The sequence below is a fragment of the Cellvibrio sp. PSBB023 genome, assembly GCF_002007605.1.
Lineage (GTDB): Bacteria > Pseudomonadota > Gammaproteobacteria > Pseudomonadales > Cellvibrionaceae > Cellvibrio.
This window is the reverse complement of record NZ_CP019799.1, coordinates 1470583-1484242: the sequence shown is the minus strand read 5'-3', so window position 1 is coordinate 1484242 and position 13660 is coordinate 1470583. Positions and strand designations below refer to the sequence as shown.

The 13660-nt window shown below is 49.0% G+C and carries 17 protein-coding genes; 11 read left to right on the top strand and 6 right to left on the bottom strand.

Annotated features, from left to right (window positions below; genetic code table 11):
- Nucleotides 1-12: 12 nt before the first annotated feature.
- The 3 genes from B0D95_RS06645 to B0D95_RS06635 are packed head-to-tail and all read left to right on the top strand — an operon-like array spanning nt 13 to nt 2524.
- Nucleotides 13-834 carry a hypothetical protein gene (locus tag B0D95_RS06645; RefSeq protein WP_078043167.1) on the top strand — a complete coding sequence of 274 codons (822 nt, stop codon included), beginning with the start codon at nt 13-15 and terminating at the stop codon, nt 832-834.
- Between the two features lie 56 nt (nt 835-890).
- Nucleotides 891-1898: a protein-methionine-sulfoxide reductase catalytic subunit MsrP gene (gene msrP, locus B0D95_RS06640; RefSeq protein WP_078043166.1), complete on the top strand. Its 1008-nt coding sequence runs from the start codon at nt 891-893 to the stop codon at nt 1896-1898.
- Between the two features lie 11 nt (nt 1899-1909).
- Nucleotides 1910-2524, top strand: coding sequence for a sulfite oxidase heme-binding subunit YedZ (locus B0D95_RS06635; RefSeq protein ID WP_078043165.1), 615 nt, complete (start codon nt 1910-1912; stop codon nt 2522-2524).
- Nucleotides 2525-2592: 68 nt separating this feature from the next.
- On the opposite strand, the gene efp is transcribed toward B0D95_RS06635, so the two are convergent.
- Nucleotides 2593-3153 (bottom strand): elongation factor P, encoded by a 561-nt coding sequence (gene efp / locus B0D95_RS06630; protein WP_007641857.1) that lies wholly within the window; start codon nt 3151-3153, stop codon nt 2593-2595.
- Between the two features lie 145 nt (nt 3154-3298).
- Complete coding sequence (gene earP / locus B0D95_RS06625) at nt 3299-4438, bottom strand: elongation factor P maturation arginine rhamnosyltransferase EarP (RefSeq protein WP_078043164.1); 1140 nt, start codon at nt 4436-4438, stop codon at nt 3299-3301.
- A gap of 95 nt (nt 4439-4533) precedes the next feature.
- On the opposite strand from earP, the gene B0D95_RS06620 reads away from it, so the two are divergent.
- Genes B0D95_RS06620 through B0D95_RS06605 form a run of 4 tightly spaced genes read left to right on the top strand, consistent with a single transcriptional unit; the run spans nt 4534 to nt 7102 of the window.
- Complete coding sequence (locus B0D95_RS06620; protein ID WP_078045650.1) at nt 4534-4689, top strand: DUF2256 domain-containing protein; 156 nt, start codon at nt 4534-4536, stop codon at nt 4687-4689.
- Entirely contained in the window at nt 4686-6284 is a 1599-nt protein-coding gene (locus tag B0D95_RS06615; protein WP_078043163.1) for a cryptochrome/photolyase family protein, read from the top strand. The genes B0D95_RS06620 and B0D95_RS06615 overlap by 4 nt, the downstream gene beginning before the upstream one ends.
- A 21-nt stretch (nt 6285-6305) precedes the next feature.
- Nucleotides 6306-6851 (top strand): DUF2058 domain-containing protein, encoded by a 546-nt coding sequence (locus B0D95_RS06610; RefSeq protein ID WP_078043162.1) that lies wholly within the window; start codon nt 6306-6308, stop codon nt 6849-6851.
- A gap of 5 nt (nt 6852-6856) precedes the next feature.
- Nucleotides 6857-7102 (top strand): hypothetical protein, encoded by a 246-nt coding sequence (locus tag B0D95_RS06605; protein ID WP_078043161.1) that lies wholly within the window; start codon nt 6857-6859, stop codon nt 7100-7102.
- Between the two features lie 50 nt (nt 7103-7152).
- Here the strand turns inward: B0D95_RS06605 and B0D95_RS06600 are convergent, their stop codons facing one another.
- A complete protein-coding gene (locus B0D95_RS06600) occupies nt 7153-8982 on the bottom strand; it encodes an ABC transporter ATP-binding protein (protein ID WP_078043160.1) in 1830 nt (609 codons plus the stop codon).
- A 208-nt stretch (nt 8983-9190) separates the two neighbouring features.
- Here B0D95_RS06600 and B0D95_RS06595 point away from each other — a divergent pair, with 208 nt between their 5' ends.
- Both B0D95_RS06595 and B0D95_RS06590 read left to right on the top strand, forming a co-directional pair.
- Nucleotides 9191-9580, top strand: coding sequence for a hypothetical protein (locus B0D95_RS06595; RefSeq protein ID WP_078043159.1), 390 nt, complete (start codon nt 9191-9193; stop codon nt 9578-9580).
- A gap of 15 nt (nt 9581-9595) precedes the next feature.
- The gene (locus tag B0D95_RS06590; RefSeq protein ID WP_246841744.1) at nt 9596-10120 is read left to right on the top strand and encodes a hypothetical protein; all 525 of its coding nucleotides are present in this window, start codon (nt 9596-9598) and stop codon (nt 10118-10120) included.
- Between the two features lie 66 nt (nt 10121-10186).
- Here the strand turns inward: B0D95_RS06590 and B0D95_RS06585 are convergent, their stop codons facing one another.
- Nucleotides 10187-11038, bottom strand: a complete 852-nt coding sequence (locus B0D95_RS06585; protein ID WP_078043158.1) for a pirin family protein — start codon at nt 11036-11038, stop codon at nt 10187-10189.
- A 40-nt stretch (nt 11039-11078) separates the two neighbouring features.
- Complete coding sequence (locus tag B0D95_RS06580; protein WP_078043157.1) at nt 11079-11678, bottom strand: FMN-dependent NADH-azoreductase; 600 nt, start codon at nt 11676-11678, stop codon at nt 11079-11081.
- Between the two features lie 137 nt (nt 11679-11815).
- Between B0D95_RS06580 and B0D95_RS20790 the strand changes: the two genes are divergently transcribed.
- Both B0D95_RS20790 and B0D95_RS20785 read left to right on the top strand, forming a co-directional pair.
- A complete protein-coding gene (locus tag B0D95_RS20790) occupies nt 11816-12349 on the top strand; it encodes a LysR family transcriptional regulator (protein ID WP_246841743.1) in 534 nt (177 codons plus the stop codon).
- The gene (locus B0D95_RS20785; RefSeq protein WP_246841783.1) at nt 12343-12759 is read left to right on the top strand and encodes a substrate-binding domain-containing protein; all 417 of its coding nucleotides are present in this window, start codon (nt 12343-12345) and stop codon (nt 12757-12759) included. The genes B0D95_RS20790 and B0D95_RS20785 overlap by 7 nt, the downstream gene beginning before the upstream one ends.
- Nucleotides 12760-12796: 37 nt before the next feature.
- Here B0D95_RS20785 and xthA read toward each other — a convergent pair whose 3' ends face one another.
- A complete protein-coding gene (gene xthA, locus B0D95_RS06570) occupies nt 12797-13609 on the bottom strand; it encodes an exodeoxyribonuclease III (RefSeq protein WP_078043156.1) in 813 nt (270 codons plus the stop codon).
- Nucleotides 13610-13660 lie beyond the last annotated feature (51 nt).

Here is a 13660-nt window from a genome sequence, read left to right as displayed (position 1 = left end):
AGGAAAATGCTTATGCGCCATCTTCGCTGCAGTATGGTTATTGTATTGCTGCTAAGTAGTGGTGCCAAAGCGGACAAGTTTTGTTTTGCCTCGGCAGAAACTTATTATGAACAGGTTTATTGCCAGTTAGAGACCAAGGCGCAGGTGAAAAACCTGCCGCCATTTCAGCAATTTAAAAAGAATAATGAGCAAGTCCAATATTCACTGTTAAAACGCCCGGCGGAGCGCAATGCAATCAGGTTGCCTGCGCCGGTCAAACAGGCAGTGCAAGTAGAGTCGCCCCCCAAAGCGAGACAACCTTTTGCCAGTGAACCGGATAGGGTTCTGCCACGTAACCCTATTGCTCAAGAGAGCTATACTCAGAAGCCTGCGGCTTTGTTAGTAGATTCTTCCTGTGAATTGCGCGATCGCCATATTCACTGCGCGGATGCGACTTATGCATTAGTGGGTAATAAGGCCAATCATCGCCTTGCGGCGGGCGTACTCGATTCAGCCAATACAATGGCATTGCCGGTAGTGAGTGATAGCAATGTCAGTTTGACCAATGCCTATGAGCAGTACATCGGTAAAATGTGTGAAATCGGCCTTGGCGCTGTAACTATGACTTATCGAAAGTTCGCCTATCTTTATCAAGATTTACAAACCAAAGGATTGGATTTTTCCCGGCGCTTTGAAACTATGTTTGGCTTTCTCAAAAAAGACAAAGCGGCAATGGCTGTGAGTGAATCAGTGAGCTTGCCTGCAGCGCTAAGTCTGGCTGATTGTAGTGCCTTGGGGAGTCGCTACTATGTTTGTGACTACCAAGGCCGGAATTATATTTTTGTGCGGCAGTAACATTCACGCGTACTTTGAGTCTATAGCACCAATCCTTCTGCATTACTGAGGTCAGTATGCTTATCAAACGTCCAAGCGATATTCCATCTTCCGAAATTACTCCCGAAGCTATTTATCATGCGCGCCGTGATTTTATGCGCGGTGCGATGAGCGTGGCGGCCTTAGGTGTCGGCGTAGCGGCGACGTCAAATAGTATGGCGGCTCCCGCTCATGTGACCGATGTGGATGTGAAAGGCCCCGCCTGGCTTACACAGCAACTGGCTGCGGCAAGTGCGAATAAAGGTGTAATTACCGACACCATCACGCCTTATGAGCACATTACCGGTTACAACAATTTTTACGAATATGGCTATAACAAAACTGATCCTGCAGAAAAATCGCATGTATTAACAACCAATCCCTGGACGGTTGAAATTGCAGGAGAGGTCGCCAAGCCGGGCACATTTGCGCTGGAGGATTTATTAAAAGGCATCGCGCTGGAAGAGCGTGTGTATCGCTTGCGCTGTGTGGAGGCTTGGTCGATGGTGGTGCCTTGGGTCGGCTTTTCATTGGCAGAGTTAATCCAGCGTTTTGAGCCAACCAGTAAAGCTAAATATGTAGCCTTTACAACACTTGAGCGCCCTTCGGAAATGCCGGGACAAAAAAGTCGCTTTAGCACAATTGATTGGCCCTACCGCGAAGGTTTGCGTATGGATGAAGCGATGCATCCACTAACCACCTTGGCCGTTGGCCTGTACGGTAAGGTGCTGCCCAATCAAAATGGTGCACCCTTGCGTTTGGTCGTACCCTGGAAATACGGTTTCAAATACATTAAATCCATTGTGAAAATTGAATTCACAGAAAAGCAGCCGAAAACCACCTGGAGTATGTTGGCGCCTGACGAATACGGTTTTTATGCCAATGTAAATCCACAAGTCAGTCATCCACGTTGGAGTCAGGCGGAAGAGAGACGTTTGCCAAGTGGCTTGCTCAAGCCGAATATTATTCCCACACAATTGTTCAATGGCTATGCAGAGCAAGTGGCACATCTGTATAAAGATATGGACTTGCGTAAATTTTACTAAGAGTAATTTCCATGTCTGTGCTTTGGCGGCGAATTGTTATTTTTTTGCTCTCGTTGATACCTGCGGTTTTTATTACGTACAAAACCTTTGCCAATCAACTGGGGGCCGACCCCGCAAAAACTATTGTGCTATTTACCGGCGAGTGGGCGATTTATTTTTTATTTATCACCTTGGCGGTAACACCCTTGCGTCGCTTGATCAATTTTAAAGGCTGTCATTTTCGGTGGCTTCAAGCACACCGGCGTATGCTGGGTCTTTTTACGCTTTTTTATGCCGTGCTGCATGTGCTGGCGTTTCTGGTGTTTATTCTCGGCTTGGATTTTTCGCGCTTTGCCAAAGAGCTGGTGGAGCGGCCTTATATACTGGTGACTATTCCGGCGGTGATTCTACTGATTGCCTTAGGAGTTACATCCACTCAAGCTATGATGCGACGTTTGGGTAAGCACTGGCTGAGCCTGCACAAAAGTATTTATGTCATTGCTGTTTTAGCGTGGCTGCATGTATTCATGCAGGTGCGCTCCAGTTATGTTGACGCGGTATTGTTTGGGGTAATTACGGCGTTTTTATTAGGCATTCGTTGTTATTGGTTTGGCCGCAAATACGTAGCCAGTCGTGCGCATCAATAAATTCGGTTAGCCTGAAATAAAAATGGCGCCATAAGGGCGCCATTTTTAGTTGCGGTACCAGTTTGCGATTAAGCGCGAGACTTGTATTCGCCGGTGCGGGTGTCGATGATGATTTTTTGGCCGATTTCAACAAATGCAGCAACTTGCAATTCAGTGCCGTTGTTGAGTTTAGCGGTCTTCATCACTTTACCTGAGGTATCGCCACGTACTGCTGGTTCGGTGTAAGCCACTTCGCGAGTGATAGCGTTAGGTGGCGTTACGGAGATTACTTTACCGTCGTAGAACACTGCATCACATACATCTTCCATGCCGTCTTCCATCCAAGGCAACAGGTCGCCCAATTCTTCAGCAGTTACTTCGTATTGATTGAACTCTGGGTCCATAAATACGTACATTGGGTCGGCATAGTAAGAGTAGGTTACTTCTTTGCGATCCAATTGGATGTCGTCGAACTTGTCGTCTGCACGGTAAACGGTTTCGGTATTGATGCCGCTCAGCAGGTTTTTCAATTTCATTTTAACAACGGCAGAGTTACGGCCGGATTTGTTGTATTCCGCTTTTTGAACAACCCAGGGTGAGCCGTCGATCATCAGAACGTTGCCTGCGCGGCATTCTTGAGCATTTTTCATGATAAATCCCAGTTTGCAATGGTTAACGAATAGGAGGGAAGCCTTGGTTTGCACGGTGCGCGTGGGCCTTATAGCCCCCAGAGGTCCCGGGTTTGAAATCGGCGCGCTACTATACAGTTCTTTGGCGCTTTTCTGTAGTGCTTTTTTAGCCTGCTCGTTTCAGACAATAGTCATAGAGTTGTTGTGCTAAATCAGGGGCTTGGCTCAATGATTGACTCCAGTGGCGGCAGTGTTCGCGCCATTCGGGCAGTTGTTTTATTAATTGGTTCCAACTGGTATCCGTATGCCCGGCCTCATTCCAATCTATCCAGAACTGGTTTATGGCGGCAGTTAATGTGGGGATTGGTGTGGTGTAGTGGCGCAAAAATGCCTGTAGCTTGACTAAGTGGGCATCGTCGTCCTGTACATAAATGTGCCAGACCACCGGTTTCCCCGCCCACTGTGCGCGTACAAAGGAATCCTCACCCCTGACAAAGTTGATATCACAGGCCCAGAGTAATTTGTCGTATTCGGTTTGGGTCACAAAGGGGATGATTTGCAAGGTCAGGTTTGCGGATTGGTGGAGGTCACCTGTGTTTAGCCGTTTGCCTAGGGCGCTGTTAATACTGCCCAGAATCTTGCCTTCTGGTACCAGGCAATGGATGGGGTGCGGCGATTGTTGCCAGGCGTTGAGCAGCGCATGAATAGCGGCATTTTCATAAGCAAACAGGGATATCAACAGGCTGCTTGCGACTGGGTCTATACCCATCTGCGCCAGCCACCCCTGTCGGTTAAAGGCATCGCGCTGCGCCAGAATCGATTGCTCTCGCAGTAAACCGCCAGTGCGTTCAGTGAAGCCGGGAAAGAAAAAGGTTTTACGCAGGCCGGTTGCGGGGTGGACCGAGGCCATGCCATGGCATTCTTCCACCCAGGCTTCGGCGCTCAGGTATTCCAGATTGATCCACAAGGGCGGCTGGCCCTTGGCTTTACCTGCCGCCATGGCGCCGAGATAAGTGGGCGGAATATCGCAAGCAAAGGCTTCGATAACAATCTCCGCTGGCTGGACCGATTGGTCAAACGCGGTGTGCCACACGCGCACCTCTACACCGGCCAGCATTTGTCGCTCGGCGGTCAGGGTATCTGGCCATATGCGTTGCAACGAGGCGATGTCATCCACCCACAGGCGCACCTTTTGCTGATGTTCTGCGGCCAGTTGGCGCGCTAGCCGCCAGCACACGCCAATATCCCCGAAGTTATCGATGACACGACAAAATATATCCCAGGTTTTGATGGTGGTGGCTGGCATGATTAACACTTGCAGGCAGATAAATGAGGTGGCGAATGATACCAGTCAGCGCGGTGTTCGTATTATCGAAACCTTATGGTGTTTGGAATCCAGTGATGAAAAAACAACACTTGCCTGAGAAAATCTGCGTTTATTGTCACCGGCCTTTTTGCTGGCGCAAGAAGTGGGAGCGCGTGTGGCAAGAGGTTAAATATTGTTCCAAAGCCTGTAGCTATTCCGCCCGTAAAACCAAGGAAAAGAGTATTCAATGACCATGCCTGCTAAAAGCGCCGTAATTACTACCCGCTCTCCTGCAAAGATTCGCCGTCTGTGTGTGATTTTGGGGGATCAGCTCAATCGCGATAGTGCCTTGTTTGACGATTTTGATTCGACGCAGGATTTGCTGTGGATGGCTGAGGTACAGGAGGAAAGCACGCATGTTCCCTCCAACAAGCAGCGCAGTGCGATGTTTCTGGCAGCTATGCGCCACTTTGCACAACAGCTGCGCGATGAAAAGTTGCCTCTGCATTACAGCTCTCTGGACGAGGTTTGCCTTCGCGATTTCTCCGCTGCATTGGCCGCAAGCTTGCAGCAATATCAACCCCTACAGGTGCGCTTGGTATTGCCGGGTGATTATCGAGTACTGCAAAGCCTCAAGCGCTGCTGTGCGGAGCATCATATTCCCTTGGAGCTGCTAGGTGACAATCACTTTATCGCCAAGCCCGGCGAGTTTACCGCTTGGCAAAAAGGTAAAAAGCAGTGGCGGATGGAATATTGGTATCGCCAATTGCGCAAACGTACCGGGATTCTCATGCGTGGCGATCAGCCGGAGGGAGGTGAATGGAACTACGATAAGGACAATCGCGGCACTTTTTCCGCGAAAGGGCCCGGTATGTTAGAGGCAGCCTTATTATTTCCACCTGATTCGTTGACCCAAGGTGCAATCGATACTGTTGAGCGTTTATTTCTGGAAAATCCCGGCAATCTGCTGGGGTTTGGCTGGCCGGTTAATCGTGCTCAGGCGCTGCAACTTCTGGATTTTTTTATCGCCAAACACTTACCCTTATTTGGTGAATATCAGGATGCCATGTGGGTCAATGAACCCTGGCTCTACCATTCGCGCTTATCTGCTGCACTTAACCTGAAGCTTTTATCGCCGCGAGAAGTGATTGCGGCAGCAGAGAAGGCTTATCAACAGGGTGAGGCGCCTTTGAATGCGGTGGAAGGTTTTATTCGACAAATTTTGGGCTGGCGTGAGTATGTGCGCGGCCTTTATTGGAGCCTGATGCCTGAGTGGCTCAGCATGAATGCGCTCGATGCCGGGCACAACCTGCCGGACTTTTACTGGACCGGTGAGGTGGATATGCACTGTTTGGCGCAGAGTATCAAACAGGTGCTGGACCATGGCTATGGTCATCATATCCAACGGTTAATGGTGACCGGTTTGTTTGCACAGCTTTGGCACACCCAGCCGTCGCAAATTCATGCCTGGTATCTCGCCATGTATGTGGATGCCATTGAATGGGTTGAGTTGCCTAATGTGCTCGGGATGAGCCAATATGCAGATGGTGGCATAATGGCGTCCAAGCCCTATATCGCAACGGGTCGTTACATCGCCAAAATGAGTAATTATTGCGATCACTGTTGCTATAAGCCAGATGAAGCGGAAACGGAAAATGCCTGCCCATTTACCACCTTGTATTGGGCATTTTTGCGTAAACATCGCGCCTTGTTTCAGAAGCATCCGCGGTTGGCATTGCAGGTAAAACACCTGGATGCCCAGAGCGATGCAAAGCGCCAGGCGATTGCCGGGCGTGAGCAGTGGGTGAGGGCGCGTTACCCGGCAAATACCTATTCAACAACTTAACTTTTTTAAGCAGACTCTATTATGGCCTCCCTGCAAGACCAACTATTAAAAGCCGGTTTGATTGATGCAAAAAAAGCCAAACAAGCCAACAAAGAAAAACGTAAAGAAACCAATGTGGCACGTCGTTCCAGCGAAGAAGTCGTGGATGAAGTAAAACAATCTGCTGAGCAGGCACGTTTGGAAAAAATAGAACGCGACCGCGAATTAAATCGCCAGCGCGATTTGGAGTTGCAACAAAAAGCCATTGCAGCACAAATTAAACAGCTGATTGAAAATCATCGCCAGCCCAAAGGTGCGGGCAATGGTGATGGGGAATACAACTTTACTGACGGCAAGCTCATCAAAAAAATGCGTGTATCGCCTTTGGTGCTTGAACAAATTGCACGCGGTTTGTTAGCGGTGGTGAAGTTGGGTGAGGGGTATGAATTGGTGCCGCGAATCGTTGCCGATAAAATCGCCCAGCGCGACGAGAAGTTTGTTGTGGTTGCCAATACCAAGCAAGACAATAAAGTGGATGAAGATGATCCTTACAAAGATTACGTCATTCCTGACGACTTAATGTGGTAATTGCAATGTGGAATCCTATCCGCGCGGTCATGCGCAGTAACTCACCACGTGGTATAAAAGTGATTGCTCTGAGTTTAATGTTGGTGTTGGCTTGTGCCATGCCCATTATGCTGTACAGCCTTATTGGGCCTGATGATGGTGGGCCGATAGTATTAGGCTGGTTGTTTGCTGGCGGTGCCATGTTGGCCCATGTCGGGTTTTTGATTGGTATCTTGCTGGTGATTTGGGATTTGTATATCGCTAAAAAATAATGGCCTGTGCAAGGCGGGTTAGCGAACTAACCCGCCTTTATTTTGCGCTGTTAAAACTCGCCCAGGAATCCTCCCGATTGATGCGCCCACAAGTGCGCATACACGCCTCCCAAGGCAATTAATTCATTGTGTGTTCCCTGTTCGATAATCCGGCCTTTATCCAGCACGATCAAACGATCCAATGCCGCAATAGTCGATAAGCGATGCGCAATCGCAATCACCGTTTTGCCTTGCATCAAGGTGGTTAAATTGGTTTGGATTGCCGCTTCCACTTCCGAATCCAATGCAGAGGTGGCTTCATCCATAATTAAGATCGGCGCATTTTTAATCAGTACACGGGCAATGGCGATGCGTTGGCGCTGGCCCCCGGATAATTTTACGCCGCGCTCGCCGACGTGAGCGTCATAGCCGGTACGGCCCTCGTTATCGCTGAGGCTCATAATAAAGTCGTGGGCTTCAGCTTGCTTGGCAGCGCATATCATTTCCTCTTCCGTTGCATTGGGTTTGCCATAGAGTAAGTTGTCGCGAATGGAGCGGTGCAACAGCGATGTATCCTGGGTGACCATGCCAATTTGCGCGCGCAAGCTCTCTTGTTTTATATCGGCGATATTTTGGTTATCGATTAAAATAGAACCGGCATTCACATCGTAAAAACGCAGCAGTAAATTCACCAAGGTTGATTTGCCTGCACCTGAACGGCCTACCAGTCCGATTTTTTCACCGGCATTAATGTGCAGATTAAAATCGTTTAACAAGCCATCGTGTTTGCCGTAATTAAATTGCACAGATTTAAAATCAATTGCGCTTTGCTGGATGAGCAGCGGTTTGGCGTTGGGCTTGTCTTGTACCTCGCGTGGAATGGTCAGGGTATTTAACCCATCGCGCGCCGTACCAATATTTTCAAACAGGGCAGATACTTCCCACATAATCCACTGCGCCATCCCATTCAAACGCAACACCAAACCAATCGCAGCGGCAATTGCACCGGTGGTTACGGCGGCATTTGACCACAGCCATAATGAGGTTGCGGCAATCGAAAAAATCAGAATGACACTAATCACCCACACACTGGTACCGAGCAAGGTGGCAAGGCGCATTTGCGGATGTACTGTGCTTAAAAAATACTCCATGCCTGTTCTGGCATAGTCCGCTTCACGGTTGGAGTGTGAAAATAATTTCACCGTGGAAATATTGGTGTAGGTGTCTACCAGGCGGCCGGTCATGTCAGAGCGGGCATGGGCTTGTGCGGTGGATATTTTTGACAGGCGCGGTAAAAAATAATATAGCAGTCCGCAGTAGGCAAAAAACCAAACGATTAATGGGATAGCAAGGCGCCAGTCCAGCGAAAATGCCAATACCAGAATGCTGCTGAAATAGACAATAACGTACAGCAGTACGTCCAATAACTTCATAATGGTTTCGCGCACAGCCAGCGCGGTTTGCATCACCTTGGTCGCAACGCGGCCCGCGAATTCATTTTGATAAAACTGGTAGCTCTGGCCAAGCAAGTAGCGGTGCGCTTGCCAGCGAATGCGCATGGGGAAGTTTCCCAACAATGTCTGATGCATTAATAGCGAGTGCATTAATACGGACACAGGTAAACCAACTAACAGGATGACGGCCATCCAGATTAATTCATGGCGAGACACTGTCCAAAAGCTGTCCGGCGAATGTTGGTTGAGCGAGTCCACCAAATTGCCTAAAAAACCGAAGAGCGAGACTTCCAAAATGGCAATTAAACCGGTGAAGACCGCCATGGCGAGCAAATAGAATTCGGCTCCGCGACTGTAGTGACGACAAAAAGCATAGAGTGTCTTGGGCGGGGCGCTAGGGTCTTCGGGAGGGAAGGGTTTGATCAGGCTTTCAAAAAAACGAAACATAATGCAATCGCCGGTAATAAATAAGAAGGGCAGTCTAAAAACTGGGCTGCCATTGTAACAGCTCAAACTGTGGACTTCGTGTAACCAAGTGTTAATTTGCGATGCTACACTGTCGCCCTCTGTGAATGGGGGATTATCCTGGGGTTTTCTGCTGTTAAATAGGAACCCTCACTGTCGTTATATCGTAGCCATGGGGCGAGTAATTGTTATGAGAAATGCATTAACGGTATTTGGTGCCGGCTGTCTGGGTGGTTTGGTGATGTGTGTTGTCATGTGGCTGTTCAGCTATTACGGCATTACACAATCGCTCAATGTTCGTTTGGCGGGTTCGCTCTCACCTCACTGGATGTACCCACGCATTGTGTGGTGTGGTTTATGGGGATTTTTATTTTTGTTGCCTATTTATGCGAGTAGCATTTTTGCACGCAGTTTTGTGATTGCATTAATCCCAACATTGATTCAATTGTTTGTGTTCTACCCTTTTTACGAGGGCAAGGGCGTCGCCGGTTTATCCCTCGGCTTACTGACCCCATTTTTGGTGTTCTTTTTCTTTTGGGTATGGTCTCTGACGGCAGCTATTAGTTTGCGTGTGTCCTGACAGGTGAGCTTTGCAATGAAATTGATCCGATATTTTTTGGGAATCGTTCTGTTGTTTACCATGGTTGCGCCGGGCTACGCCCAGTTATTGCCTGACAATCGTCATCTCAACACCCAATCAGTAAACCGGTGGATGCAGAGCAATCGCGATATGGCGCCGTTTATACAAGCGATTGATGCGCGCCATCTCACCCCTGAGTCTTTTCGTCTGTTTGATGCATTGACACAGGTGCAACAGGATCAGGAAATTGAACGCATATTGCGCGAAGAAAATTTATGGGTGCAGGCGGATAAGGTGGTAAACCAACTGGGATGGAAATCCGTAGGGGAGTACATGCGTTTAAGCACTATGTTGGGTAATGCGATTGCGGCGTACTTTTTATTCGGTGATTTGGGTAAAGTAACGGAAGAGCAGGCCAAACAATTAAAAGAAAAAGCCGACCCTGCCGTACTGGCTGTTCCACAACAGGACATTGATTTTATTCGCCGCCATGAAAAAACCTTGCAGCACTATATTCAAGCCTATGGTGCAGGGCGCTAAATTTTTGTGGATCATCAAATAGCCGCTAGGCGCAGCACAACCATGTTGTTGCACTGCGCCTGGTGCTTAGCTTGCTAAAGTGCCTGCGCGATAATCCAGGATTGCCTGCTCAATTTCATCCGTTGTGTTCATAACAAAAGGGCCATATTGCACAATGGGTTCTTTGATTGGCTTACCGGAAATTACCAGGAAGCGGGTGTCTTCACTCAGTGCGACCAAGTTAATTTCATCGCCTTTGCTGAGTAAACCTGCATTGCCCTGTGTTAATTTGCGTTTGTCTTCACCAATTGCTACATCGCCTTCATAAACATAAACAAAGGTATTGTGATCGCTGGGAATGGCGTGGTTGAAGCCAGCGTGCTGCGGCAGATGCACATCCCAATAAATCGCTTCGGTTGTTAATCCCTGAATAGGGCCGCTGACGATTTTGTCATTAATTACCGCTGTGTTTGCAATCACCTTAATGCGTCCGCCGCCAGGTAAATCGGCCTGCGGAATATCGGCAGCAGGTATATCACGATAATGTGCAGGCTTCATTTTTTCAGCGGCAGGTAAATTTAACCAGAGCTGGAAACCGCGCATCATGCCGTGCTCTTGTTGCGGCATTTCCGAATGAATAATACCGCGCCCGGCAGTCATCCACTGTACATCACCATTGCGCAAATGGCCTTTGTTACCCATGTGATCTTCATGCAGCATGTGACCTTCGAGCATATAGGTCACAGTTTCAAAGCCGCGATGGGGATGAGATGGAAAACCGGCGATGTAATCATTGGCACTGTTGCTGCCAAATTCATCCAGCATCAGGAATGGATCAAAACGCGCGTGCTGATGTTGGCCGAGGCTGCGTTTGATGCGTACACCAGCACCATCGCTGGTTTCGCGACCTTGAAGGATTTGTTGTAACTGGCGTTGCATAGTGTGTCTCCTCGCTAGGTTAGGCCGAGGAGGAGGCGGCTTACGCCGCAACCCCTTCGGTAATCGCTGCTTTGGCATCTGCAAAAGCTTGATCTTTTTGGCCCATGTTCAGGCCTTCTGCGTAGATAAAGCGAACATCTTTCAAGCCCACAAAACTCAGGAAGTTTGTCAGGAACTGGCTCTGGGTATCGCTGGGTTGACCTTTGTGAACACCGCCGCGCGCAGCAATAATGTACACAGGTTTGTCATTCAGCAGGCCAACAGGGCCAGTTTCTGTGTATTTGAAAGTCACACCAGCGCGGGCAATGTGATCGAAATAGGCCTTCAGTGTTGAGGGTACGCCGAAATTATAAAGCGGTACGCCAATAACGATGGCATCTGCGGCTTGAATTTCGGCAATTATCCGGTCGGAGTAATCCACAACGGCTTGCTGTTCAGCAGTGCGGTCTGCTTCAGGGGTAAACAAAGCCTGTACCCGTGCAGCATCCAGGTGTGGAACTGTTTCTTTGGCGAAATCGCGAACCACGACCTTGCCGTCCGGGTGTTGTGTTTTCCAGTGTTGTACAAACTCTTGGGAAAGTTGGCTGGAGTTGCCGTTATCACCAAATAAACTGCTATTAATCTGTAAGAGCGTTGCCATGTCGTTTTCCTCGTTAAGGTGGCTTGATTGCCATGTGTCCATTTAATGATTTGACGAGCGAATGATAAATAGGGATATTTGGTGGTATATGATCTAATTATTTAATTGGTTCTGATTATCCCAGTGAGTAAAGCCCTATGACGCAAGATCAAACCCCAACACGACTGGTAAGTACGGAGAATAAGGTCACGCTGGAGCAATGGCGCGCACTCCTGGCAGTGATTGATGCGGGTGGTTACGCCAAAGCGGCCGAGCTGCTCAATAAGAGTCAGTCCGCCGTTTCCTATGCAATATCACAACTGGAACTGGCGCTGGGGGTCAAGGTGTTCCAGTTACAGGGGCGCAAAGCCGTTGCCTCGGCAGCGGGTGAGCTGCTTTATCGCCGGGCAAAACAATTACTGGAGCAGGCTGAGCGCTTGGAAAAGTCGGCGGGCTGCTTGTCGGTACAGGTGGAGCCGCTGGTGAAAATTGCGGCAGATATCATTATCCCTCCCGCCGTGGTGCTGCAGTGCTTGGCTATTTTTGCACAGGACTTTCCCGACACCCGTGTTGAGGTATTTGAGTCTGTGCTGAGCGGAACGGAGGATGCGCTGCTGCAGCGCCAGGTGGATTTGGCGATTGGCGGGCGTGTGCCCACCGGGTTTATGGGGAAAAGTTGGTCACGGTGGTAATGCACGGTGTGTCCAGCCCGGATCACCCTTTGCAACACTTGGGGCGCGCAATTAATTACGAGGATATGCGCCAGTATCGGCAAATTATTGTGCGCGATTCAGGGCAGTACCGTCGCCGGACCGAAGGCTGGCAGGAGGCGGACCAGCGTTGGACTGTGAGTCACATAAAAACCTCGCTTGACGCTATTCGGCAGGGTTTGGGTTATGCCTGGATACCCGACGCCTATACCCATGAAGATATTGTGAGCGGACGCTTGAAATATTTACCCGTAGAGATTGGTGCAGTACGCGAGGTGACGACTTACCTGACGTTTGCAGACCGCGATTTTGCCGGGCCTGCAACGCGCAAGTTGGCGGAGATTTTGAAACTGCACTTGCCTAAATTGTGCAGCAATTGCACGGAGTTATAGGGCGTGGGAATAATCCCACTTCCTTATACCTGCGCTGTTAGTGTTGTAGCTCGACCCAAACAGGGCAGTGGTCCGAAGGCTTATCCATAGCGCGGACATCATAATCAATTCCACTGGCACCACATTTTTCCAGAAGGCTTTGGGTCATCAGAATCAAATCGATGCGCAGGCCGCGCTTGGGGTCATCCTCAAAACCGCCGCTGCGATAATCAAACCAACTGAATAAGTCGCTAAGCTCAGGGTTGTGCTCGCGAAAACTGTCCTTAAGGCCCCAGGCTAATAATTCATTTAACCACTCACGCTCTTCCGGCAGGAAACTGCATTTGCCGGTTTTTAGCCAGCGTTTGCGGTTCACTTCACCAATCCCTATATCAATATCCTGATGGGAAATATTCATATCGCCCATCACAATAATTTTTTTGTCCGGCGTTTCATAGTTTTTTAAATAGTCGATGAGGTCAGCATAAAATTTGCGCTTGGCCGGGAATTTTACGGCGTGATCGCGGCTCTCCCCCTGGGGAAAATAACCGTTCAGCAAGGTGATTTCCCCGACGGGTGTATCAAACACACCGCCAATGAAGCGACGCTGTGCATTTTCATCATCGCTCGGGAAACCTTTAATCACTTTTTTAAAGGGATACTTGGACAGTATTGCAACGCCATAGTGAGTTTTTTGGCCAAAATATTCTACGTGATAACCATAACCCCGAATGGTTTCCAGCGGGAAATCCGGATCGTTGACTTTGGTTTCTTGCAAACCAATAAAATCAGGCGAGTGTTTTGCAATAACCGCTTCCAACTGATGCAAGCGCATACGAATACTGTTGACGTTAAATGATATGGCTTTCATAGCTATGCTCATTGTAAAAAAACACCCGGACATAAATGCCCGGGTGTTTTG

What these genes read in the sequence shown, in the direction of transcription:
- B0D95_RS06645 (WP_078043167.1), top strand. Translation starts at nt 13, where the DNA reads ATGCGCCATCTTCGCTGCAGTATGGTTATTGTATTGCTGCTAAGTAGT.
- msrP (WP_078043166.1), top strand. Translation starts at nt 891, where the DNA reads ATGCTTATCAAACGTCCAAGCGATATTCCATCTTCCGAAATTACTCCC.
- B0D95_RS06635 (WP_078043165.1), top strand. Translation starts at nt 1,910, where the DNA reads ATGTCTGTGCTTTGGCGGCGAATTGTTATTTTTTTGCTCTCGTTGATA.
- efp (WP_007641857.1), bottom strand. Translation starts at nt 3,153, where the DNA reads ATGAAAAATGCTCAAGAATGCCGCGCAGGCAACGTTCTGATGATCGAC.
- earP (WP_078043164.1), bottom strand. Translation starts at nt 4,438, where the DNA reads ATGCCAGCCACCACCATCAAAACCTGGGATATATTTTGTCGTGTCATC.
- B0D95_RS06620 (WP_078045650.1), top strand. Translation starts at nt 4,534, where the DNA reads ATGAAAAAACAACACTTGCCTGAGAAAATCTGCGTTTATTGTCACCGG.
- B0D95_RS06615 (WP_078043163.1), top strand. Translation starts at nt 4,686, where the DNA reads ATGACCATGCCTGCTAAAAGCGCCGTAATTACTACCCGCTCTCCTGCA.
- B0D95_RS06610 (WP_078043162.1), top strand. Translation starts at nt 6,306, where the DNA reads ATGGCCTCCCTGCAAGACCAACTATTAAAAGCCGGTTTGATTGATGCA.
- B0D95_RS06605 (WP_078043161.1), top strand. Translation starts at nt 6,857, where the DNA reads ATGTGGAATCCTATCCGCGCGGTCATGCGCAGTAACTCACCACGTGGT.
- B0D95_RS06600 (WP_078043160.1), bottom strand. Translation starts at nt 8,982, where the DNA reads ATGTTTCGTTTTTTTGAAAGCCTGATCAAACCCTTCCCTCCCGAAGAC.
- B0D95_RS06595 (WP_078043159.1), top strand. Translation starts at nt 9,191, where the DNA reads ATGAGAAATGCATTAACGGTATTTGGTGCCGGCTGTCTGGGTGGTTTG.
- B0D95_RS06590 (WP_246841744.1), top strand. Translation starts at nt 9,596, where the DNA reads ATGAAATTGATCCGATATTTTTTGGGAATCGTTCTGTTGTTTACCATG.
- B0D95_RS06585 (WP_078043158.1), bottom strand. Translation starts at nt 11,038, where the DNA reads ATGCAACGCCAGTTACAACAAATCCTTCAAGGTCGCGAAACCAGCGAT.
- B0D95_RS06580 (WP_078043157.1), bottom strand. Translation starts at nt 11,678, where the DNA reads ATGGCAACGCTCTTACAGATTAATAGCAGTTTATTTGGTGATAACGGC.
- B0D95_RS20790 (WP_246841743.1), top strand. Translation starts at nt 11,816, where the DNA reads ATGACGCAAGATCAAACCCCAACACGACTGGTAAGTACGGAGAATAAG.
- xthA (WP_078043156.1), bottom strand. Translation starts at nt 13,609, where the DNA reads ATGAAAGCCATATCATTTAACGTCAACAGTATTCGTATGCGCTTGCAT.